Below are 19,554 nucleotides of genomic sequence, written 5' to 3'. Positions count from 1 at the left end.
CGAGAGGGCGGAAAGGACGCCCCCGCTTCTCGCGGAGCCTGAGGGCGCGGTGCGCGGCTGACGGCCGCTTCCCCGCGTCGCCCCGGGTCCCTTCCGTACCTTCGGCAGACCACTTCGCCCGGAGCGTCACCAGGGCCGATCGGCCCCTCCCGAAGGAGAGAGACCTCATGATCACAGGGGTAGCGGGACCGGAGGAGCGGCACGCCGCGACGCGTTCACGGCCGGCACTGCTGACGTTCCTCGGCGGAGTGGGCACGGTGACCGGCAGCAAGTTCCTCGTCGAGAGCGACCGCGCGCGTGTCCTCGTCGACTGCGGGCTCTTCCAGGGCCTGGCCGACCTACGCCGGCGCAACTGGCGCGAACTGCCCTGCGACGGCGCGGACATCGAGACGGTCGTCGTCACCCACGCCCACCTGGACCACTGCGGTTACCTGCCGCGGCTGGCGCGGCACGGCTTCCGGGGGCGGATCGTGACGACACAGTTCACCGCCCGGCTGATGGAGATCGTGCTGCGGGACAGCGCCAGGCTCCAGCTGGAGGCCGCCCACCACGCCAACGAACACGGCTGGTCCAAGCACCACCCCGCCCGGCCCCTGTACGACGACTCGGACGTAGACCGCACCCTGAAGCTGCTCGACCCCGTTCCCGTCCACACCCCGGTCGACATCGCCCCCGGGACCGGGCTCACGCTGCACCCCGCCGGTCACATTCTCGGCTCCGCCTGGGCGCATCTCACCCTGGAGGACGGACACACCCTCGCCGTCAGCGGAGACCTCGGCCGTCCCGGCCATCCGCTGCTGCTGCCGCCGGAGCCCTTCTCCGGGGCGGACGTCCTGCTGATGGAGTCCACCTACGGCAACCGATGGCACGAGGAGGAGGCGGGCCGGGCGCGCTTCGCCGAGGTACTGGGCCGCACCCTGGCACGCGGCGGGACCGTCGTCGTACCGGCCTTCGCCCTGGACCGCACCGAGGTGGTCCTGCACGAGCTCGCCGAGCTGCGCCGCGCCGGCGTGCTCCCGGCCGCCGTGCCGGTGTACGTCGACAGTCCGATGGCCCTGTCCGCCCTCGACGTCTACCGGGACGCCGCCCTGATGAAGGCTCCCGAGCTCCGCCCCGAGGTGACCGCGGGCGGCGTGGCCGCACTCGGCTCCGAGCCGTTCCACACCGTCCGCTCGCTCCAGGAGTCCCTCGACCTCGGACACACCGGCGGACCCGCCGTCATCGTCTCGTCGTCCGGCATGGCGACCGGCGGACGGGTCGTGCATCATCTGCGCCGCCTGCTGCCCGACCCGCGCAACGCGGTCGTCGTGGTGGGCTTCGCCGCGCAGGGCACGCGCGCCCGGGACCTCGTCGACGGCGCCCAGGTGCTGAAGATGTTCGGGGAGTACGTTCCGGTACGCGCCCAGATCGCGAACGTGCCGCACTTCTCGGCCCATGCCGACACCGGGCAGCTCGTCGACTGGCTGCGTGACGCCCCCGCTCCGCACGCCACCTACCTGGTCCACGGTGAGCCGGACGCGGCCGCCGCCCTGCGCGACCGGATCGACGGGACGCTGGGCTGGACGGCGGTCGTGCCGCGCTCGGGGGAGCGGGTGCTGGTCCGCTGACGGGGACCGGGGGCGCCTCGCAGGGGGTGGTCGGCAGGGCATCCGGCCGGCCAGAAGTGGCCGGTCGGCCCTCGGACCGCCGCAGGCGTGCGGCAAGGGCCGCCATGGCCCCGGGTCCGGGCCGTCCGGCTCATGCGTTTTGTGCGCCGGCGCGGTCTGCTGGAGGTGTGAGGGAGACAACGCCGACCGAGGAGGGGGCGAGGACAGTGGGTACGAGTCTGACGCCGGAGTTCTGGGAGAGGTTCACCCTGCTGCTGTTCGCGGCGATGGGGCTCACCTTCGCGCTCGCCGCGTTCTTCGACGAGCTGGCGCTGCGCCGGATCAACCGCCGCGCACACCGCCCGCCGACGGGGCCGGAGCAGACCCCGCCCCGCGTCCGGAGCACGGACCACCGCACCTCCGTCTCATGTTGAGCGACGCTCCGCCGAGCGGCTTCCCACGAAGCGGCTTCCTACTGAGCGGCTTCTGCGGAGCGGCTCTGCGCTGAGCGACTCTGCGCCGGCCGACTCTGCGCCGGGCGGCTCTGTGCTGGGTGACCGAGGCGCGCACCCGCCTCGGTGCCGGCCTGCCCTCGCGCCGTGCCGACCGGCGTGCATCTCGCGGCTCAGCGCCACTGCTCGGGGATGTTCGCCAACTGACGCAGCAGATCCCAGCCCTGACTCCGGTGCTTGCGTTCCGCACGGGGACTCTGCCAAGGGGCACCCTGACCGACCCAGTATCCGCGGTAGTTGCGCAGGCCCGCGACGCTGTCGTCGCCGACGTCGGACTCATTGCCGCAGCAGGAGCAGATCTCTGCCGTCGGCCACCCGTCCGCCCAGAACACATCGGCGTCGTCGTGTCCGCACACCCGGCAGACGGTCTCCCACGTCTCGGTCTCGTCCATGACGGCCAGTCTATGGATCGCGGCGTCGAGGCCGGCCGTTGCGCGGCCTCGATACGCTGCTCGGCGGGCGGCGGCCGGGCCGACACGGGGGCGTAGGGGGTGAGCCGAGGACCGGCAGGCGCCCGGGCGCGGACGGCCACGACCTCGGCACGCGGCGCGCGGGCTGTTCGAGCGAGGCCGGCCAGGTCACAGGAAGACCGAGACCAGTGCGGTGATCACGGCAGGGACTCCGGTTCAACAGGGCGACGCCCGCGGAGAAGGCGAGGAGTCCCACGAGCCCGCTCGACGCCCACAGGAACCGCCGCCGCCCATGATGATGCCGAGCACCAGGTACTGGGGGACGGCGAGCAGCCACCACTTCACCAGGACCAGCCCTCTGGACAACTGCTCGGGGTACTCCAGGTCCCAGTGGGCGGGGTAGTTGCCCGCGGCTTCTCGGGGTGGCGCGGCCCGGCCCAGGGGCCGAACGTCCCCCGTCAGGGCCCGATCCACCCCTCCTGTGGCGCGCCCGCGCGTGGGACGGTGAGAGTGGAGTTCCGCGCTGCGACGATGCAGCCCGACACAAGGCGGTGGAAGGCATGGAGCTGCCCCTGGTCGTGGGTGTGGACGGATCGGAGTCGAGTCTGTCGGCGGTCGACTGGGCCGCGGACGAGGCGGCCCGGCACGGGCTGCCGTTGCGCCTGGTGTACGCGTCGCTGTGGGAGCGCTACGAGGGCGTCCTGCCGTCCACGGACCCGGACCGGCCGTCCGATCAGGTGATGGCCGACGACGTCGTCGGCATCGCGGCGGAACGTGCCCGCCGTCGCCACCCCGAGGTCAAGGTGTTCACCGAGGTGGTCCCCGACGAGGCCGTCGACGCGCTGCTGCGCGAGGGGCTCGGGGCCTCGGCCCTGGTGACCGGCAGCCGCGGCCGCGGTGCGTTCCAGGGACTGCTCCTCGGCTCGGTCGGCCTGACCGTGGCGGCCCGCGCCCACTGCCCGGTGATCGTGGTCCGCGGCGACCGCGCAAGCCGCGAGGGCACTCACGAGCGGATCCTGCTCGGCGTCGGCGATCCCGCCGCCTCCGGTGAGGCCGTGCGGTTCGCCTTCCGCGAGGCCGAGGCACGCCGGTGCACCCTGGACGTCGTACGCGCCTGGCGCCGTCCGGAGCACGAGACGGCCGACCACCCGCCGCCGGCCGCCGGACACGCGGGCCACGAACACGCCGAGCAGGCCTCCACGCTGCTCGACGCGGCGCTGCTCGACGCCGCGGCCGACCATCCGGGAGTGCGCGTACGCCGCGCCACCGTGGAAGGGCCGGCCCGCAAGGTGCTGCTGAACCGGTCGGCGGCCGCCGACCTCGTGATCATCGGGGCGCGTCGCGCGACCGGCCACTTCGGGCTCCAACTCGGCCGGGTGGGACACACGTTGCTGCACCACGCCCAGTGCCCGGTCGCCATCGTCCCGCAGCCGGTGTGACCGTGCGCCGCCCGCGCACCCACACGGACCCCGACGAGCGGGTCGCCCCCGTCCTGCGGGACATCCGGGCCGTCGTCTTCGACACCGACGGAGTGATCACCGACTCGGCCCGGGTGCACGCCGCGGCATGGAAGACGGCCCTCGACGCCTTCCTGCGCGCGCATCCGCCCGCGGACCCCGCCCAGCGGCGGCCGTTCGACGTGCGGGACGACTATCTGCGCCACGTGGACGGAAAGTCCCGCCTCGACGGCGCCGCCGCCTTCCTCGCCTCCCGGGGCCTCGATCCGTCCGAGGACACCGTGCGGGCCGTCGCCGCGGACAAGGAGCGGCTGTTCACCGAGCGGCTGCGCGCACACGGCGTCGACGCCTACCCGGGCACCGTCCGCCTGGTGCGTGCCCTGCGCCGGGCGGGGGTGCCCGTCGCGGCCGCCTCCGCGTCCCGGCACGCCGGGGAGCTGCTCGACCACGCCGGGGTGCTGGACCTGTTCGACGCGCTCGTGGACGGCGGCGAGGCCGCCCGGCTCGCCCTGCCCGGCAAGCCCAGGCCCGACCTGTTCCTGGAGGCGGTACGGCGCCTCGGTGTCCCCGCGGATCGGGCCGCCGTCGTGGAGGACGCCCTGGCCGGAGTCGAAGCGGGCCGTCGGGGCGGCTTCGCCCTCGTGGTCGGTGTGGATCGCGCCGCCACCGGGGAATCGGGCGCCGCACTGCGGCACAGCGGCGCCGATGTCGTCGTACGGGATCTCGCGGAACTGGTCGTGGCAGGGGAGTCGAAGTGACGGGCTGGACCTGGGAGTACGAGGGCTACACGCCCGCAGACGAACGGCTGCGCGAGTCGCTGTGCACGCTGGGCAACGGCTGCTTCGCCACCCGCGGTGCACTGCCCGAGTGCGCGGCGGACGGCGTGCACTACCCGGGCACCTATGTCGCCGGCTGCTACAACCGGCTCACCTCCGAGGTCGCGGGCCGCGAGGTCGAGAACGAGGACATGGTCAACGTCCCCAACTGGTTGCCGTTGCGCTTCCGGCTGCCCGGTGGCGACTGGCTCACCCCCGACGGCACCCCGCTGCTCGGTCACCGGCTGACCCTGCACCTGTCCTCCGGGATGCTGGAGCGGCACACCCGCTACGACCTTGGCGCGCAACGGGTGCTGGCGGTGCGCCAGCAGCGCGTCGTGCACATGGCCGATCCTCATCTCGCCGTCCTGCGCACCGAGTTCACGGCCGAAGGCTACGCCGGGGAGCTGGATGTCGAGGCGGCCCTCGACGGCGGCGTCAGCAACGCGGGCGTGTCCCGGTACCGCGACCTGGACGGCCGTCATCTCACCCATGTGCACGCCGGCTCCGCCGGACCGGACACCGTGTGGCTGCGCTGCCGCACCCGCACCTCGGACATCCGCATCGCCATGGCGGCCCGGCTGACCGCCGACGGGATCGTCACCGCCCGGCACGAACCACCCCGCGCGGTCCAGCGGGTGACTCTCTCCCTGACGCCCGGCCGTACCGCGACCGTGGACAAGACCGTCGCCCTGCGCACCTCGCGCGACCCGGCGATCAGCGACCCGCTGTCCGCCGCGGTCGACCGCGTGGAACGGTCCCCGGGCTTCGACGAACTGCTCGAATCACACCTCACCGCCTGGGACCAGCTGTGGTGCCGGGCGGCCCTGGACGTGGCCGGGGAGCCGGGCCGGATCCTGCGCCTGCACCTGTTCCATGTGCTGCAGACCCTCTCCCCGCACACCGCCGACCTCGATGTCGGCGTGCCCGCGCGGGGCCTGCACGGCGAGGCATATCGCGGCCACGTCTTCTGGGACGAGCTGTTCGTCCTGCCGTACTTGAATCTGCATTTCCCCGAGGTCTCCCGTGCTCTGCTGCGCTACCGCCACCGCCGTCTGGAGCAGGCCTGCACGGCAGCGCGACGGGCGGGCCGCAAGGGGGCGATGTACCCGTGGCAGAGCGGCAGCGACGGCCGCGAGGAGACCCAGCAGCTCCATCTCAACCCGCGTTCCGGCCGTTGGCTGGCCGACCACTCCCGGCTTCAGCACCACGTCGGCTCGGCCGTCGCCTACAACATCTGGGAGTACTGCGAGGCCAGCGGCGACACGGAGTTCCTGCACACCAAGGGCGCCGAGATGCTGCTCCAGATCGCCCGCTTCTGGGCCGACTCGGCGGGTTACGACGACCGTCTCGGCCGGCACCGGATCAAGGGCGTCGTGGGCCCCGACGAGTACCACGAGGCGTACCCCGGCGCGATCACACCCGGCCTCGACGACAACGCCTACACCAATGTCACCGCCGCGTGGGTCCTGACCCGCACCCTGGAGCTGTTGCGGGCCCTGCCCGAACCCCGCCGCCGTGAACTGGTCGAGCGGACCGGGCTGGACGGGGGTGAGCTGGAGCTGTGGGAGGACGTCTCGCGCACCCTGCACGTGCCCTTCCACGCCGGAGTCATCAGTCAGTTCGAGGGCTACGGAGATCTCGCCGAACTCGACTGGGACGGCTACCGCAGACGCTACGGCGACATCCGGCGCCTGGACCGGATCCTGGAGGCGGAGGGCGACACCGTCAACCGCTACCAGGCATCCAAACAGGCCGACGTGCTGATGCTCGGCTATCTGTTCTCCCCGGCGGAACTTCAGGGCCTGTTCGGCCGGCTGGGGCTGCCGCTCGACGACGAGACCTGGCGCCGGACCGTCGACCACTACCTGCGCCGCACCAGCCACGGCTCCACCCTCAGCGGCCTGGTGCACGGCTGGGTGCTGGCCCGGGCGCGGCGCGCGGAGGCATGGAAGTACTGCCAGGAGGCCCTCCAGGGCGACATCGCCGATGTCCAGGGCGGCACCACCGGCGAGGGCATCCACCTCGGCGCCATGGCCGGCACGCTCGATCTGGTCCAGCGCGGGCTGACCGGCCTGGAGACCCGGGGCGGAGCCCTGTGGCTCGACCCGGTGCCGCTGCCGGAACTCTCCTCGTACGGCTTCGAGCTGCGCTATCAGGGCCACTGGGGAGTACGGCTGCACCTGGAGCGCGGCCGACTGGAGATCACGGTGCCGTCGTCGGACGCCACCCCCATCGACGTGCGGCTGCCGGACCGGGCGGTACGCCTGGCGCCGGGGGAGACGGGGCGGCTGGACCTGGCGGAGTGAACCCCGGCCGGCCGGCGGATGCCGCGGTGTCGGTGCTGCTGCTCCCTGGGCCGTCCGTGTCCACGTGGGCGATCCGGATCTCGGAGACGAGATGCGCGTCGAGGTCCGCCCGGACCAGCAGCCGCGTGGGGCGGGCCGGGTTCCCGGAGTCGGGCGCGCCGAACACGGCCACCGTGACGGCGACCTCCTCCCGCGACACCGGCCCGAAGCCCGTGCGGGCTCACCGGCATACCGACGCCGAGCACCTCACGCGCCGGGCCGCGCGCGCCGCCACAACCAACGAGCCGGCGCCCGCGCCGGACCCGCGCGCTCCCAGCCCGGTCGAGTGCTCTTCGAGCAGGCGCACGACGACGGGCCGAACGCTCCGGGGCCGACCGGCCGCAGTCGTGCAGCGGAGTGGCCAGGAGGGCGGGGGACCGGATCAGGCGAGGTCGGTGTCCGCTTCCCGGTCGAGCCGGAACTCGACGTCCACGACCCCCTCCACCGCGCGGACCAGCCGTGCCGCCACCGGGACCAGGGACCTGTCACGGACCCGGCCGCCCAGCCGCACGACACCGTCGTGGACCTCGACACGTACCGCGTCCGCCTGGGTCGGGAAGAGGTAGGCGACGACCTCCCGCCGTACCTCCTCCGCGATGTCCTCGTCGCCGCGCAGGAACACCTTGAGCAGGTCGGCGCGGCTGACGATGCCGGCCGGCCGGCCGTCGGCGTCGACGACCGGGAGCCGCTTGACGCGGGACCGCGCCATCGTCCGCGCGGCCTGCGCGAGCGTCACGTCGGGGCCGACGGTCAGGGCGGGGGCGGTCATCAGCTCACCGGCGGTCACCGAACCGGCCTTCGCCAGGTCGGACAGCCGGCGCAGCTGAGTGGAGCGGTCCGGGTCGCTGTCGCGGAACTCCTCCTTGGGCAGCAGATCGGCCTCGGACACCACTCCGACGACCCGGCCGCCGCCGTCCACCACCGGCACCGCGCTGACCTTGCGGTCCTGCATGGTCCGGACGATGTCCTTGAAGGCGGCGTCGCGGTCCACGCAGGCCACGGCGCGGGTCATCACGTCACTCACGATGTGCGGGGTACCGGACACGGTCACTCCTTCGCTCTTCGGTGCTCGGGTCCTTCGGTCCGCGGGCGCGGTCAGTGCATGCCGCCGCTGCCGTAGGGGGCGTACAGGTCGAGCAGCCGCGTACGGGACGCCTGTAGGCGATGGGCGACGACCTCGCCGACCCACCGGGCGATGGTGCGGCCGAACTCCGGGTCGTCCTGGCACATCTGCCGCACGACGGTCGCGTCGAACTCATAGGCCCGCAGCGGCGACGCGGTGCCGGCACCCAGATGCCACACGTGCGGCGGGTACAGCCAGGACCAGCCGACGAGTTCGTTGTGTCCGAGCGACTCGATCACCGCCGGTCGTCGGCCGGGCACGTGCATGTCGAGGTCCACGGTTCCGGTGCGGATGATCCAGAACCGGTCGGCCCGGGCGCCCTCCTCGAAGAGCCGGACGCCCTCGGGGAAGGACACCTCGCGGGCGATGCCCATCAGGCGGTCGCGGTGTGCGGCGGGCAGCGCCCGCGGCATGGTCGTCGTTGCGGGTGCGTTCATGACGGCGCCTCCAGGCAGTCGCGTGTCTCGCGGGCCCGAGGACCGGATCCACGGGCGTCCGGCAAGGCGTGCGGAGCTGTCACCACCAGCGTGGCGGCCGGCGTCCGGCCGGACCATGGGCCACCCGGCCCCGGCCGAGGGCCGACCGGCGGTCCGCCGATGCCCTTCAGCACGCTGCGGACGGGGAACGCAACGCCGTTCGATGGGGGTGAGCTCCACCGGCCCCAGCTCAAGGAGTCCAGCCATGCGCATCGTCGTCGCCCTCGGCGGCAACGCCCTGCTGCGTCGCGGCGACCGCCTCTCCGCGGACGTGCAGCGCGCCAATGTCGTCCGGGTCGCCACGGCCGTCGCGGCCCTCGCCCACGAGCACGACCTCGTCGTCACCCACGGCAACACCCCGCAGCTGGCTCTGGCGGCCGCCGAGAGCGTGGCGGACCGGTCGCTCACCGAGCCCTTCCCGGTGGATCTGCTCGGCGCACAGACCCAGGGCCTGATCGGCACCCTCCTGGTGCGCGGTCTGCGGGACGCGCTGCCCGGGCGCCGGGTCGTGTCGCTGCTGACCCACACCCAGGTGCGTGCCGACGATCCGGCCTTCGCCCGGCCCACCGAGCCGGTCGGACCGGCCTATCCGCGCAAGGTCGCCGACCTTCTGGCCGCCAAGTACGGCTGGAAGACGGCCGGGAGCGGGGACAGCCGGCGGCGCGTCGTCCCGGCACCGCAGCCCGCGCGGATCCTGGAGAGCGACATGGTCCGGGTGCTGCTGGAGACGGGCGGCGTGGTGGTGTGCGCCGGCGGAGGCGGCATCCCCGTGCTCTGCGACGGGGTCACCGGCGCGGTGCGCGGCGTGGAGGCGATCGTCGACAAGGACCTCGCCGCCGCCCGGCTCGCCGAGGACCTGAAGGCCGACTTCCTGCTCATCCTCACCGATGTCCCCAACGTCTACGCCGCCTACGGCACCCCCGACCGGCGGCCGGTTCTCGACGTCACCCCCGCCGAACTGCGTGCCGCCGCCTACGACCCCGCCTCGATGGGCCCGAAGGCGGAGGCCGCCGCCCGGTTCGTGGAGCGCACCGGCCAACTGGCCGCGATCGGGGCGCTGGACGCGGCGTACGAGATTGTGCACGGCCGCTCGGGGACGCTGGTGCGGCCGGATCTGCCGGTCACCTAAACGCACCGGTCAGCGCGTACGGCACCATTCCCGGTACGCCGCCAGGGCCGTCGGCAGCGTCGGGAAGATCAGCTCCCGGCCCACCGACTCGACGTGCCCGTACGCCTCCAGGTCGTCCAGCAGGTCCTGCTTCATCAGCGCGGTCGTCGACTCCGGGCCGACCGACAGCAGCCGCGAGGAGCCGAGCACCGCGTACAGGCCGAGCGCGGGCAGGATCGCCCACAGCCCGGCGACCGGCGGCAGCCCGGCCACGCCCGCGTACGCCATCACCGGCGGCACCAGATACGCCGCCACCGTGACCCCGGCCAGCAGATCGCCGCGCAGCCAGGCCCTGCGGTAGCCGGACAGCGTGGCGATACCGGGCGCGAGTCGGCGCCACCCCAGGCCATGTCCGCCCGAGCCGTGTGACATGGGGTTCCTTTCGCCGGCTGCGTTCAGGTTGGGTCAGGTTGGGCGAGCGTGCGCCCGGCGGGAAAGGGAGCCGTGCACTCCGCCGGCAGTGCCGCCCGCCCAGGGGCCGGTCGGCCCCTGGTGGGGACCTGCGGCCCCTGCTGTGTCGACGGCGTCCGGGACAAGGCTGGACTCAGACACCAACAGGAGGCAGAACCATGATGCGCACCGTTGTCGCAGGTCTCGACGGCTCCTCCGAGAGCCGGGCCGCCGCCGAATGGGCGGCTCGCGAGGCGAAGCTGCGCGGCCTGCCGTTGAAGATCGTCAATGTCTGGGAGCCCGTCCCGGACCCCATGGCCCAGGCTCCGCTCCTCGGTGCGGAGACTCACCAGCACTGGAGCGAGCGCATTCCCCGCGAGACCGCCGAGGGGCTGCGGTTGCGGCACCCCGGTGTGGAGGTGGGTGTCGATCAGCTGACCGGCAGCGCGTCCGAGGCTCTCGGCAAGGCCGCCGAAGACGCCGAACTGCTGGTCCTCGGCTCCCGCGGGCTGAGCGGCATCGGCGGATTCATGGTCGGCTCGGTCGGCCTGTCCGTCATCGCCCACGCCGAACGGCCCGTCGTCCTGGTGCGTGCCGGGGAGCAGGCCGCCGACGAGCACGAGGCGGACCCGGCCGGCATTCCGTCGGCCGCCACGCCCTTCAAGCCCGTCGTCCTCGGCGTCGACCCGCACGGCCCCCACGACGCCGTCATCGGCTTCGCCTTCGAGACGGCCGCCCGGCGCGGCACCGGCCTGCGGGCCGTGTACGGCTGGAACCTGCCGCCGTACTACGTGTACGGCCTGTCCGCCGACCCGTACCTGCACGACGAGATCGCCCGCCAGCAGGCGGCGGCCCTCACCGAGGCGCTTAAGCCCTGGCGGGAGAAGTACCCGGACGTCGCGGTCACCGAGGCCCCCGCCTCCGGCAGCCCCGGCAACCGGCTGGTGGACGCCGCTCGCGACGCCTGCCTGGTCGTCGTCGGCCGGCGCATCCGGCGCAACCCGGTCGGCTCCCATATCGGCCCCGTCACGCACGCCGTCCTGCACCACGCCGTCGCGCCCGTCGCGGTCATCGCCCACAACTGACGTCACAGACAGAGGAGTTGACCCCATGAAGGCAGCCGTCGTACGAGCTTTCGGCGAGCCCCTGGTCATCGAGGAGCGTCCCGATCCCGCACCCGGACCCGGCCAGGTCCGCGTCCGGGTCGAGGCATCCGGGCTGTGCCACACCGACATCCACGCCGCGCACGGCGACTGGCCCGTCAAGCCCGAGCCGCCGTTCGTGCCCGGCCACGAGGGTGTCGGCGTCGTGGAGGAACTCGGCGCCGGTGTCACCCACCTGAGCCTCGGACAGCGCGTCGCCGTGCCGTGGCTCGGCAAGGCCTGCGGGCGGTGCGAGCATTGCCTGTCCGGCTGGGAGACCCTGTGCGAGCGGCAGATCAACACCGGGTACGGCTGCGACGGCGGCTACGCCGAGAAGATGCTCGCCTGGGCCGACTTCGCCCAGCCGGTGCCCGAGGGCGTCAGCGCCGTCGACGCCGCCCCGCTGACCTGCGCGGGCGTGACCACGTACAAGGCCCTCAAGGTCGCCGGAGTGCGCCCGGGCCAGCTGGTCGCCGTCTCCGGCGTCGGCGGACTCGGCCATCTCGCCGTGCAGTACGCGAAGATCGCCGGTGCCACCGTCGCCGCGATCGACGTCACCGACGACAAGCTCGAACTCGCCGCGGAACTCGGTGCCGACCTCGTCATCGACGCCCGCAAGCAGGACGTCGCCGAGGTCCTCAAGGAACACGGCGGCGCCCACGCGGCGATCGCCCTCGCCGTGAACGAGGCCGCCTTCACGGCCGTCAACTCCGGGCTGCGGCGCGGCGGCAAACTCGTCATGGTCGCCCTGCCCGCGCACGGCACCATCCAGGTCCCGATCTTCGACACCGTCCTGAACGGGACGAGCGTGATCGGCTCCATCGTCGGCACCCGGCAGGACCTCGCCGAGGTGTTCGACCTGCACGCGGCCGGCCGCACCAGGGTCATCAGCGAGACCCGGCCGCTGTCGTCTGTCAACGAGTCGATCGAGGACGTCCTGCGCGGCCAGGTCAAGGCCCGCATCGTCTTCGACCTCGCCAAGGGGAGGTGAACGTGATGGAACTGCCCGTCGTCGTCGGTGTCGACGGCTCCGAGCCGAGCCTGCGCGCCGCGGACTGGGCGGCCGACGAGGCCGCGCTGCGGGGTGTGCCGCTGCGGGTGGTGTACGCCTGCCGGTGGGACCGCTACGAGGGCGCCGCCCTCGCCCGGGACCTCGGCAGCCCCTCCGCCGAGGTGCTGCCCCAGGACGTCGTCGCCGGTGCCGCCCGACGCGCCCACGCCCGGCAGCCCGAGCTCAAGGTGACCACCGACGTCGCCTTCGAGGAGCCTGAGTACACCCTGGTGCACGAGAGCCGCGACGCCTCCGCGCTGGTCGTGGGGACGCGTGGCCGCAGCGGGGTCGCCGAGGCGCTGCTGGGCTCCGTCAGCCTGACGGTCGCCGCCCACGCCCACTGCCCGGTGATCGTGCTGCGCGGTAACCACGACACGAAGGCCGCACACGGCATCCACGGCCGCGTCGTCACGGGCGTCGGCGAGGACCCCGACGAGGCGGCGGCCGTACGGCGGTTCGCCTACGCGGAGGCCAGGCGGCGCGGAGTGCCCCTGGAGGCCGTACGGGCCTGGCGGTGCCCGGCGCACGAGAGCACCGACCATCCGCAGCTGGTCGGGGAACCCGCCCGGCTGCACGCGGAGCGCGCCGAGAAGGCCCTGGCCGACGCCCTGCGGGACGCCCCGCCGGACGTCGAGGTGCGCTCCCGCGCCGTCGAGGGCCCCGCCCGCCGCGTCCTGGTGGACGCCTCGCACGGCGCCGACCTGCTGGTGGTGGGCGCGCAGCGACGCCGTGGGCACCTCGGACTGCAACTCGGCCGGGTCGCCCACGCCGTACTGCATCAGTCCGCCTGCCCGGTGGCGGTCGTACCGCACCCGGCGTGAGCCGGAGACGCGCCGCGTGGTCCCGGACCCCGGTCCACGGACCACGCGGCTCTCACCCACGTCACGCCGCGCGCACGTGCGGAACACATCCCGGACGGCGCTCGCCTGCGCCTCCCGGCCCGCCCCGGAGCCCGCGCCCACCCGGCGCGTCGGTCCCTGCCACGAGGGCCGACCGGCCCACCGGAGCCGCCCGGGCGGCCCATGGGAGCGGCGCCGCTTCCGCGAGACGCTCCAAGTGTCGACAAGACCCGTGAGGAGATCCGCGATGACGGACGACACACTCAGCCGGCCCCCGGTCCACGCCCTGCTCGCGGACGGCAGCACGGTCCGCATCCGCCCGGTGCGGCGGGACGACCACGACCAACTCCAGGACCTGTACGAGGAGATGTCCCCGGAGAACCTGCGGCTGCGCTTCTTCGCCGCGAGCCGCCGCTCGGCGGCGAAGGCCGCCGATCGCGCCTGCGGACCGCGTCACGCCGGCTACGGGGCCCTGCTCGCCGAGACCGAGGGCCGGGTCATCGGCCTCGCCGAATACGACACCGGCGGCGAACCCGACGCCCGGACGGCCGAGATCTCCATCGCCGTCGCCGACGGGCTGCACCACCGCGGCGTCGGCACCCTGCTCGTCGAGCATCTCGTCTCGGCCGCCCGCGCCGCGCGCATCACGACCTTCACGGCCGACGCGCTCAGCGAGAACCACGAAGTGCTGCGGCTCTTCGCCGACCTCGGTCTGCGCACCGCCCGCCGCTTCGACGGCCCCGAGGTGCGCTGCACCATCGTCCTCGACGACAGTGACGGCGACAGCTACCTCAGCGCGGTCGAGGAACGCGGCCGGGCCGCCGACATCGCCAGCATGCAACCGCTGCTGCGCCCGCGGACCGTGGCCGTCGTCGGGGCCGGACGCAAGCCCGGCTCGGTCGGCCGGGCCGTCCTGCACCAGCTGCACGCGGGCGGCTACACCGGCCGGCTGTTCGCCGTGAACCCTTCCGCGCACGCCATCCTCGGCGTTGCCTGCCATCCGTCGGTCACCGCCCTGCCCAGGACACCCGACCTCGCGATTCTCGCCGTGCCCGCCGCCGAGATCCCCGCGACCGCGCAGGAGTGCGGCAAGGCCGGCGTACGCGCCCTGCTCGTCGTGACCGCCGGACTCGACGCCGACCAGGCACAGGCCCTGCTCGCGGCCTGCCGGGCGCACGGCATGCGCCTGGTCGGCCCCAACTGCCTGGGCCTGTCCAACACCGACCCGGCACTGCGCCTCGACGCCACCTTCGCCGCCGGCCACCCGCGCCCCGGCACCGCGGGCGTCGCCGTCCAGTCCGGCGGCGTCGGCATCGCCCTGCTCGACGGGATGTCCCGGCTCGGCATCGGCGTCTCCTCCTTCGCCTCCCTCGGCGACAAGTACGACGTCAGCGGCAACGACATGCTCCAGTGGTGGGAGAGCGACGGCCGTACCGACCTCGCCCTGCTGCACCTGGAGTCCTTCGGCAGCCCCCGCGCCTTCTCCCGCACCGCCCGCCGCGTCACCCGCCGCATGCCCGTCCTCACCGTCGACGCCGGCCGCACCGAGGCGGGCCGCCGAGCCGCCGCCTCGCACACCGCGGCCGCCGCCACCCGCACCATGACGCGCGGCGCGCTCTTCACCCAGGCCGGCATCACCGCCACCCGCTCGGTCGGCGAACTCCTCGAAGCCGCCGCCCTGCTGCACTCCCAGCCGCTACCCGCCGGACCCCGCGTCCTGATCGTCACCAACGCGGGCGGCGCGGGCGTCCTGGCGGCCGACGCCTGCGCCGAGGCCGGGCTCACCCTGCCCACGCCCACCCGCGAACTCATCGACGACCTGCTCGCCGTACTCCCGGACGGCGCCGTCGTCGGCAACCCCGTCGACGCCACCGCCGCCGTCTCGGAGGAGCAGCTCAGGGACTGTGTTGACCGGATCATGCGGTACGGCGGCATCGACGCCGTCCTCGTGGCCCTGGTCCCCACGGCGGTCGCCGCGGCGACCGGCGACGACCTCGTCCGGGCTCTCACCGGCGCCCCCGGACAGAGGACGAAGCCGGTCGCCGCGGTCCGGCTGGAACAGGCCCTGCCCGTCGAGCTGCTCCCCACCGCCCAGGGCGACGGCACTGTCCCGTCGTACGCCGAACCCCAGGCGGCGGCACGGGCGTTGGCCCACGCGGCCCGCCGTGCCGCCTGGCTCGCCCGCCCCGCCGGGACGGTCCCCGACCTCGACGGCGTGGAGACGGAACGCGCCCACGCCGTGGTCGAGGCCTGGCTCGCGGCCCATCCGGACGGCGGCTGGCTCGACCCGCGCGCCTGCGCCGAGCTCCTGGACTGCTACGGCGTCCCCCAGCTGCCCTGGGCGTGGGCCGACACCGAGGACGGTGCCGTCCTGGCCGCCCAACGGCTGCGCGGCGCCGACGGCCGGGTCGTCATGAAGGGCCACTGGCCGGGCCTGCTGCACAAGAGCGCCCAGCACGCGGTCCATCTCGACCTGCGCGGCGACGCCCAGGTGCGGGCCGCCTACCGCGACCTGGAGACCCGGTTCGCAGGCATGCTGACCGGAGTCGTCGTCCAGCCCCTGGCCGACCGCGGCACCGAGCTGTTCGCGGGCGTCGTGCAGGACCAGGTCTTCGGACCCCTCGTCCTGTTCGGCCTCGGCGGCACCGCCACCGAGATACTCGCCGACCACGCCGCCCGGCTCGCCCCGCTCACCGACCACGACGTGCACGACCTGATCACGGCGCCTCGCTGCGCCCCGCTCCTGTTCGGCGCCGGCGGCGGCGGGCCCGTCGACCTCGCGGGCCTCGAACAGCTGCTGCTGCGGCTGTCCCGCATGGCGAGCGACCTGCCGCAGCTCGCCGAGGCCGACTTCAACCCCGTTCTCGCGACACCGGGCGGAGTCGACGTGCTCGACGCGCGTGTCCGCCTGCTGCCCCGCAGGCCCCACGACCCGTATCTGCGCCGTCTCCGCTGAGGAGGGACAACCATGAAGCACAACAAGGTCGGCTCCGTCATGACCTCGGACGTCGTCCGCGCCCGGTACGGCACACCGTTCAAGGAGGTGGCCCGACTGCTGGGCGAGCACCGCATCAGCGGACTGCCGGTGGTGGACGAGGACGAGAAGGTCGTCGGCGTCATCTCCGAGACCGATCTGATGGCCCGGCAGGCCGACGCCCCGGACCCCTACGAACCGAAGAAGCGCTTCCGGTTCACCGCGCTCACGCGGCACGGCCGCGCGCGGGCGGTGAAGGCCAAGGCCCGAACGGCAGGCCGGTTGATGACCGCCCCGCCTGTCACGGTCTTCGCCGACGACACCATCGTCGAGGCCGCCCGCACCATGGCCGAGCACCACATCGAGCGGCTGCCCGTCCTCGACGAGGAACAGCGCCTGGTCGGCATCGTCACCCGCCGTGACCTGCTCCAGGTCTTCCTGCGGCCCGACGCCGAGATCCGTGCCGAGGTCGTCGACGAGGTGTTGGTCCGCGCCCTGTGGCTGCCGCCGCGCGGGGTGGAGGTGTCCGTGGTCGAGGGCGTCGTCACGCTCTCCGGACACATGGAACGCAAGAGCGAGACGGAGATCGCCTGCTCCATGACCCGGCAGATCGACGGCGTGGTCGACGTCGTCGGCAAGCTCACCTACCGACTGGACGACTCCCATGTGGAGCCCGCCGAACAGGCGCTGCACGGTGTCGCCGACGACTGGCTGCGCAAGCTCTGAATCGGAGAGGAGGTGGACCGTCATGCCGGATGGTGTGCTGGTCGCCTACGGGACGACGAACGGATCCACCGCACAGATCGCCGAGACCGTCGCCGAAGTGCTGAACAAGGCAGGCCTCCAGGCATGGGCACGGCCCGCCGACTCCGTCGCGAGCGTCGCGGACTACGACGCCGTGGTGGTCGGCGGAGGCCTGTACGCGGGGCGCTGGCATCGGCACGCGCGCCGCTTCGTGCGCCGCCATCACCGCGCCCTCGCCCAGAAGCCGCTGTGGCTGTTCAGCAGCGGTCCCCTGGACGCCTCGGCGTCGGAGAAGGACATTCCGCCGGTGCCCGGCGTACGGCGTGCCATGACCCGGCTCGACGCCCGCGGTCATGTCACCTTCGGCGGCTGCCTGGTGGAGGGCGCCGAGGGCCGTATCGCCCGGATGATCGTCCGCAAGGGAAAGGGCGGCGACTTCCGCGACTTCGCCCTGATCGAGGAGTGGGCCCAGAACATCGCCGACGAGCTGACGACGGACGCGGCGGGGAACTGAACGCGCGGCGAAGAGCGCCGATCGACCGAGGAGCGAGAAAAGAGGAGTGAGGGGAATGATCGAGCTGCTGCACGGCCGGCCGACCCTGCCCGACCTGTTCGGCTGGGTCGAGGCCGGTCACCCCGGCACACACGGCGTGCCCGGACTGCACGCGATCCGCATCGAGGAGCATGTCACGGAGGGGACGTATGTCCTGCGGGCCGAACTCCCCGGCCTCGACCCCGCACGGGACGTCGAGATCACCGTCGAGGACGGGCTGCTGACGCTGCGCGCCGAGCGCGGCGAGGAGCTCACCGAGAAGCACCGCACCGAATTCCGGTACGGCACCTTCGCCCGCTGCGTCCGGCTGCCCGCCGGGGCGCAAGGCGACAAGGCGACCGCCGCCTACCAGGACGGAGTGCTGACGATCACGGTCCCGGTGCCCAGCTCGAAGACGGGCACCACGACCATCCCGGTGCGGCACGGCTGACCGAGGGCCGTGCCGCACCGTCCGCGCACCCGGGTCAGGGGAGGCCGGGTGCGCGGACGCCTGTCCGACGGAAGGAACCCCGCGGCCGGACCGAAGGGGCCGAGCGGCCCATGCGGGGCGCGTCCCGGAGGGTCAGGCTGGATCTGTGGGGCGGCGAAAGGCATCGGATCTGCGGGGGAGAAGGGCAGGGACCATCATGAAGGGCTTCGTCTTCCACGGCCCGGGACAGTCCTCCTGGGAGGAGGTCGCGGATCCGGGTGTCAAGGAACCCACCGACGCGATCGTCCGGGTCGACACCGTCACCATCTGCGGAACGGACCTGCACATCCTCAAGGGCGACGTCCCCGAGGTCCGGCCCGGCACCGTCCTCGGGCACGAGGCGGTCGGCGAGATCGTCGAGGTCGGCGGCGACGTCCGCACCGTACGGCCGGGAGACCGCGTCCTTGTCTCCTGCATCACCGCCTGCGGGCGCTGCGGCTACTGCCGCGAGGGCTCTTACGGCCAGTGCCGGGGCGGCGGAGGCTGGATCCTCGGCCACCTGATCGACGGCACCCAGGCCGAGTACGTCCGCGTCCCGTACGCCGACCTGTCCGTCCACGCGCTGCCCAGCACCCTGGACGGCCCGGACGCCGTCCTGCTGGCCGACATCTTCCCGACCGCCTACGAGGTGGGCGTGCTCAACGGACGCGTACGACCCGGCGACACCGTGGCCGTCGTCGGCGCCGGCCCCGTCGGACTCGCGGCCGTGGCCACGGCCCGGCTGTTCGCCCCCGAGCGGATCGTGGTCGTGGACGTGGCCGCACCTCGCCTGGACGCCGCCCGGGCGCTGGGCGCCGACGCGGTGGCCTTCGCCGGCGAGTCCCCCGAGCAACTGATCACGGACCTCACCGACGGGCTGGGCGCCGACGTGGCCATCGAGGCGGTCGGCGTGCCGGAGACCTTCGAGCTGTGCACCCGCGTGGTGCGGCCCGGCGGGCACGTGGCCAACGTCGGCGTGCACGGCAGGCCGGCCACCCTGCACCTCGAAGAGCTGTGGATCAAGAACCTGACCATCACCACCGGCCTCGTCGACACCCGATCCACACCCACCCTGCTGCGGATGGCGGCCGCCGGCAGGCTGCCCACCTCGTCACTGGTCACGCACACCTTCCCGCTGGACGCGATGGAGGAGGCGTACGACGTCTTCGCCCACGCCGCCGACACCGGTGCCCTCAAGGTGGTGCTGGGCGCCCCGCGGCACGACGTCCTCGCCGTTCCGGCGGCCTGACGGCACGCGGTGGGAGGCCCGACCGGGGCCGGGCGGCACGGTGACGTCGGTGCCCGTGGCCGGTCACGCCGTCCCCCTGATCGCCCGTCGCCCGGGCAGCGCGGTCCCGGGGATGCCGATCCTCGACGTCGACAGGGCCCGCGGCGTGGCCGCGCCAGGGCTGAGCGGCTCCCCGACGGGACCGGCCGGCCCACGCGAGGCAGCACGCGGAGCATCCCGGTGCGGCACGGCCGAGCGCGGCCGACGTACCTCACGCACGTCCCGCAGGT

At 73.6% G+C, this 19,554-nt stretch carries 18 protein-coding genes and 1 pseudogene; 14 read left to right on the top strand and 5 right to left on the bottom strand.

Features of this window, described 5'->3' with window-relative positions; all coding sequences use genetic code 11:
* Positions 1–167: 167 nt before the first annotated feature.
* Positions 168–1,607, top strand: a complete 1,440-nt coding sequence (locus OG866_RS03145) for an MBL fold metallo-hydrolase (RefSeq protein ID WP_329331805.1) — start codon at positions 168–170, stop codon at positions 1,605–1,607.
* 206 nt (positions 1,608–1,813) lie between these two features.
* The gene (locus OG866_RS03140) at positions 1,814–2,020 is read left to right on the top strand and encodes a hypothetical protein (RefSeq protein ID WP_329331804.1); all 207 of its coding nucleotides are present in this window, start codon (positions 1,814–1,816) and stop codon (positions 2,018–2,020) included.
* A gap of 191 nt (positions 2,021–2,211) precedes the next feature.
* On the opposite strand, the gene OG866_RS03135 is transcribed toward OG866_RS03140, so the two are convergent.
* Both OG866_RS03135 and OG866_RS03130 read right to left on the bottom strand, forming a co-directional pair.
* The gene (locus tag OG866_RS03135) at positions 2,212–2,490 is read right to left on the bottom strand and encodes a hypothetical protein (RefSeq protein WP_329331803.1); all 279 of its coding nucleotides are present in this window, start codon (positions 2,488–2,490) and stop codon (positions 2,212–2,214) included.
* A gap of 234 nt (positions 2,491–2,724) precedes the next feature.
* The gene (locus OG866_RS03130; RefSeq protein WP_329331802.1) at positions 2,725–2,982 is read right to left on the bottom strand and encodes a hypothetical protein; all 258 of its coding nucleotides are present in this window, start codon (positions 2,980–2,982) and stop codon (positions 2,725–2,727) included.
* Positions 2,983–3,068: 86 nt separating this feature from the next.
* Here OG866_RS03130 and OG866_RS03125 point away from each other — a divergent pair, with 86 nt between their 5' ends.
* The 3 genes from OG866_RS03125 to OG866_RS03115 are packed head-to-tail and all read left to right on the top strand — an operon-like array spanning position 3,069 to position 7,089.
* On the top strand, positions 3,069–3,947 hold the full coding sequence (locus tag OG866_RS03125; RefSeq protein ID WP_329331801.1) for a universal stress protein: 879 nt from the start codon (positions 3,069–3,071) through the stop codon (positions 3,945–3,947).
* A gap of 2 nt (positions 3,948–3,949) precedes the next feature.
* On the top strand, positions 3,950–4,723 hold the full coding sequence (locus OG866_RS03120) for an HAD family hydrolase (RefSeq protein ID WP_329331800.1): 774 nt from the start codon (positions 3,950–3,952) through the stop codon (positions 4,721–4,723).
* A complete protein-coding gene (locus tag OG866_RS03115; RefSeq protein ID WP_329331799.1) occupies positions 4,720–7,089 on the top strand; it encodes a glycoside hydrolase family 65 protein in 2,370 nt (789 codons plus the stop codon). The genes OG866_RS03120 and OG866_RS03115 overlap by 4 nt, the downstream gene beginning before the upstream one ends.
* Before the next feature lie 421 nt (positions 7,090–7,510).
* Here the strand turns inward: OG866_RS03115 and OG866_RS03110 are convergent, their stop codons facing one another.
* Entirely contained in the window at positions 7,511–8,173 is a 663-nt protein-coding gene (locus OG866_RS03110) for a CBS domain-containing protein (protein ID WP_329331798.1), read from the bottom strand.
* A gap of 50 nt (positions 8,174–8,223) precedes the next feature.
* The gene (locus OG866_RS03105; RefSeq protein WP_329331797.1) at positions 8,224–8,688 is read right to left on the bottom strand and encodes a cyclic nucleotide-binding domain-containing protein; all 465 of its coding nucleotides are present in this window, start codon (positions 8,686–8,688) and stop codon (positions 8,224–8,226) included.
* A 244-nt stretch (positions 8,689–8,932) separates the two neighbouring features.
* Here OG866_RS03105 and OG866_RS03100 point away from each other — a divergent pair, with 244 nt between their 5' ends.
* Positions 8,933–9,856: a carbamate kinase gene (locus OG866_RS03100; protein WP_329331796.1), complete on the top strand. Its 924-nt coding sequence runs from the start codon at positions 8,933–8,935 to the stop codon at positions 9,854–9,856.
* A gap of 102 nt (positions 9,857–9,958) precedes the next feature.
* On the opposite strand, the pseudogene OG866_RS03095 reads toward OG866_RS03100, so the two are convergent.
* Positions 9,959–10,267 (bottom strand): annotated as a pseudogene (locus OG866_RS03095) (SulP family inorganic anion transporter); the annotation flags it as partial.
* 197 nt (positions 10,268–10,464) lie between these two features.
* On the opposite strand from OG866_RS03095, the gene OG866_RS03090 reads away from it, so the two are divergent.
* The 8 genes from OG866_RS03090 (at position 10,465) to OG866_RS03055 (ending at position 19,285) form a co-directional block, all read left to right on the top strand.
* Positions 10,465–11,370, top strand: coding sequence for a universal stress protein (locus OG866_RS03090; RefSeq protein WP_329331794.1), 906 nt, complete (start codon positions 10,465–10,467; stop codon positions 11,368–11,370).
* Between the two features lie 25 nt (positions 11,371–11,395).
* Positions 11,396–12,418 carry an alcohol dehydrogenase AdhP gene (gene adhP, locus OG866_RS03085; RefSeq protein ID WP_329331793.1) on the top strand — a complete coding sequence of 341 codons (1,023 nt, stop codon included), beginning with the start codon at positions 11,396–11,398 and terminating at the stop codon, positions 12,416–12,418.
* Between the two features lie 5 nt (positions 12,419–12,423).
* A complete protein-coding gene (locus OG866_RS03080; protein ID WP_329331792.1) occupies positions 12,424–13,299 on the top strand; it encodes a universal stress protein in 876 nt (291 codons plus the stop codon).
* 265 nt (positions 13,300–13,564) lie between these two features.
* Entirely contained in the window at positions 13,565–16,273 is a 2,709-nt protein-coding gene (locus OG866_RS03075) for a bifunctional acetate--CoA ligase family protein/GNAT family N-acetyltransferase (RefSeq protein WP_329331791.1), read from the top strand.
* Positions 16,274–16,285: 12 nt separating this feature from the next.
* The gene (locus OG866_RS03070; protein WP_329331790.1) at positions 16,286–17,017 is read left to right on the top strand and encodes a CBS domain-containing protein; all 732 of its coding nucleotides are present in this window, start codon (positions 16,286–16,288) and stop codon (positions 17,015–17,017) included.
* Positions 17,018–17,039: 22 nt separating this feature from the next.
* Entirely contained in the window at positions 17,040–17,549 is a 510-nt protein-coding gene (locus OG866_RS03065) for a flavodoxin domain-containing protein (protein WP_329331789.1), read from the top strand.
* A 55-nt stretch (positions 17,550–17,604) separates the two neighbouring features.
* Entirely contained in the window at positions 17,605–18,018 is a 414-nt protein-coding gene (locus tag OG866_RS03060) for an Hsp20/alpha crystallin family protein (RefSeq protein WP_329331788.1), read from the top strand.
* A gap of 196 nt (positions 18,019–18,214) precedes the next feature.
* Positions 18,215–19,285 carry a zinc-dependent alcohol dehydrogenase family protein gene (locus OG866_RS03055; protein ID WP_329331787.1) on the top strand — a complete coding sequence of 357 codons (1,071 nt, stop codon included), beginning with the start codon at positions 18,215–18,217 and terminating at the stop codon, positions 19,283–19,285.
* Positions 19,286–19,554 lie beyond the last annotated feature (269 nt).

This window comes from Streptomyces sp. NBC_00663, assembly GCF_036226885.1.
In the GTDB taxonomy this organism is placed as follows: domain Bacteria; phylum Actinomycetota; class Actinomycetes; order Streptomycetales; family Streptomycetaceae; genus Streptomyces.
The sequence above is the reverse complement of the archived record's forward strand: the minus strand, read 5'-3'. Positions and strand labels throughout refer to the sequence as shown.

Excerpts from the sequence above, each read along its gene's own strand:
- OG866_RS03055 (WP_329331787.1), top strand. The coding sequence starts at position 18,215 with ATGAAGGGCTTCGTCTTCCACGGCCCGGGACAGTCCTCCTGGGAGGAG.
- OG866_RS03135 (WP_329331803.1), bottom strand. The coding sequence starts at position 2,490 with ATGGACGAGACCGAGACGTGGGAGACCGTCTGCCGGGTGTGCGGACAC.
- OG866_RS03090 (WP_329331794.1), top strand. The coding sequence starts at position 10,465 with ATGATGCGCACCGTTGTCGCAGGTCTCGACGGCTCCTCCGAGAGCCGG.
- OG866_RS03145 (WP_329331805.1), top strand. The coding sequence starts at position 168 with ATGATCACAGGGGTAGCGGGACCGGAGGAGCGGCACGCCGCGACGCGT.
- OG866_RS03075 (WP_329331791.1), top strand. The coding sequence starts at position 13,565 with ATGACGGACGACACACTCAGCCGGCCCCCGGTCCACGCCCTGCTCGCG.
- OG866_RS03100 (WP_329331796.1), top strand. The coding sequence starts at position 8,933 with ATGCGCATCGTCGTCGCCCTCGGCGGCAACGCCCTGCTGCGTCGCGGC.
- OG866_RS03080 (WP_329331792.1), top strand. The coding sequence starts at position 12,424 with ATGGAACTGCCCGTCGTCGTCGGTGTCGACGGCTCCGAGCCGAGCCTG.
- OG866_RS03105 (WP_329331797.1), bottom strand. The coding sequence starts at position 8,688 with ATGAACGCACCCGCAACGACGACCATGCCGCGGGCGCTGCCCGCCGCA.
- OG866_RS03070 (WP_329331790.1), top strand. The coding sequence starts at position 16,286 with ATGAAGCACAACAAGGTCGGCTCCGTCATGACCTCGGACGTCGTCCGC.
- OG866_RS03125 (WP_329331801.1), top strand. The coding sequence starts at position 3,069 with ATGGAGCTGCCCCTGGTCGTGGGTGTGGACGGATCGGAGTCGAGTCTG.
- OG866_RS03060 (WP_329331788.1), top strand. The coding sequence starts at position 17,605 with ATGATCGAGCTGCTGCACGGCCGGCCGACCCTGCCCGACCTGTTCGGC.
- adhP (WP_329331793.1), top strand. The coding sequence starts at position 11,396 with ATGAAGGCAGCCGTCGTACGAGCTTTCGGCGAGCCCCTGGTCATCGAG.
- OG866_RS03065 (WP_329331789.1), top strand. The coding sequence starts at position 17,040 with ATGCCGGATGGTGTGCTGGTCGCCTACGGGACGACGAACGGATCCACC.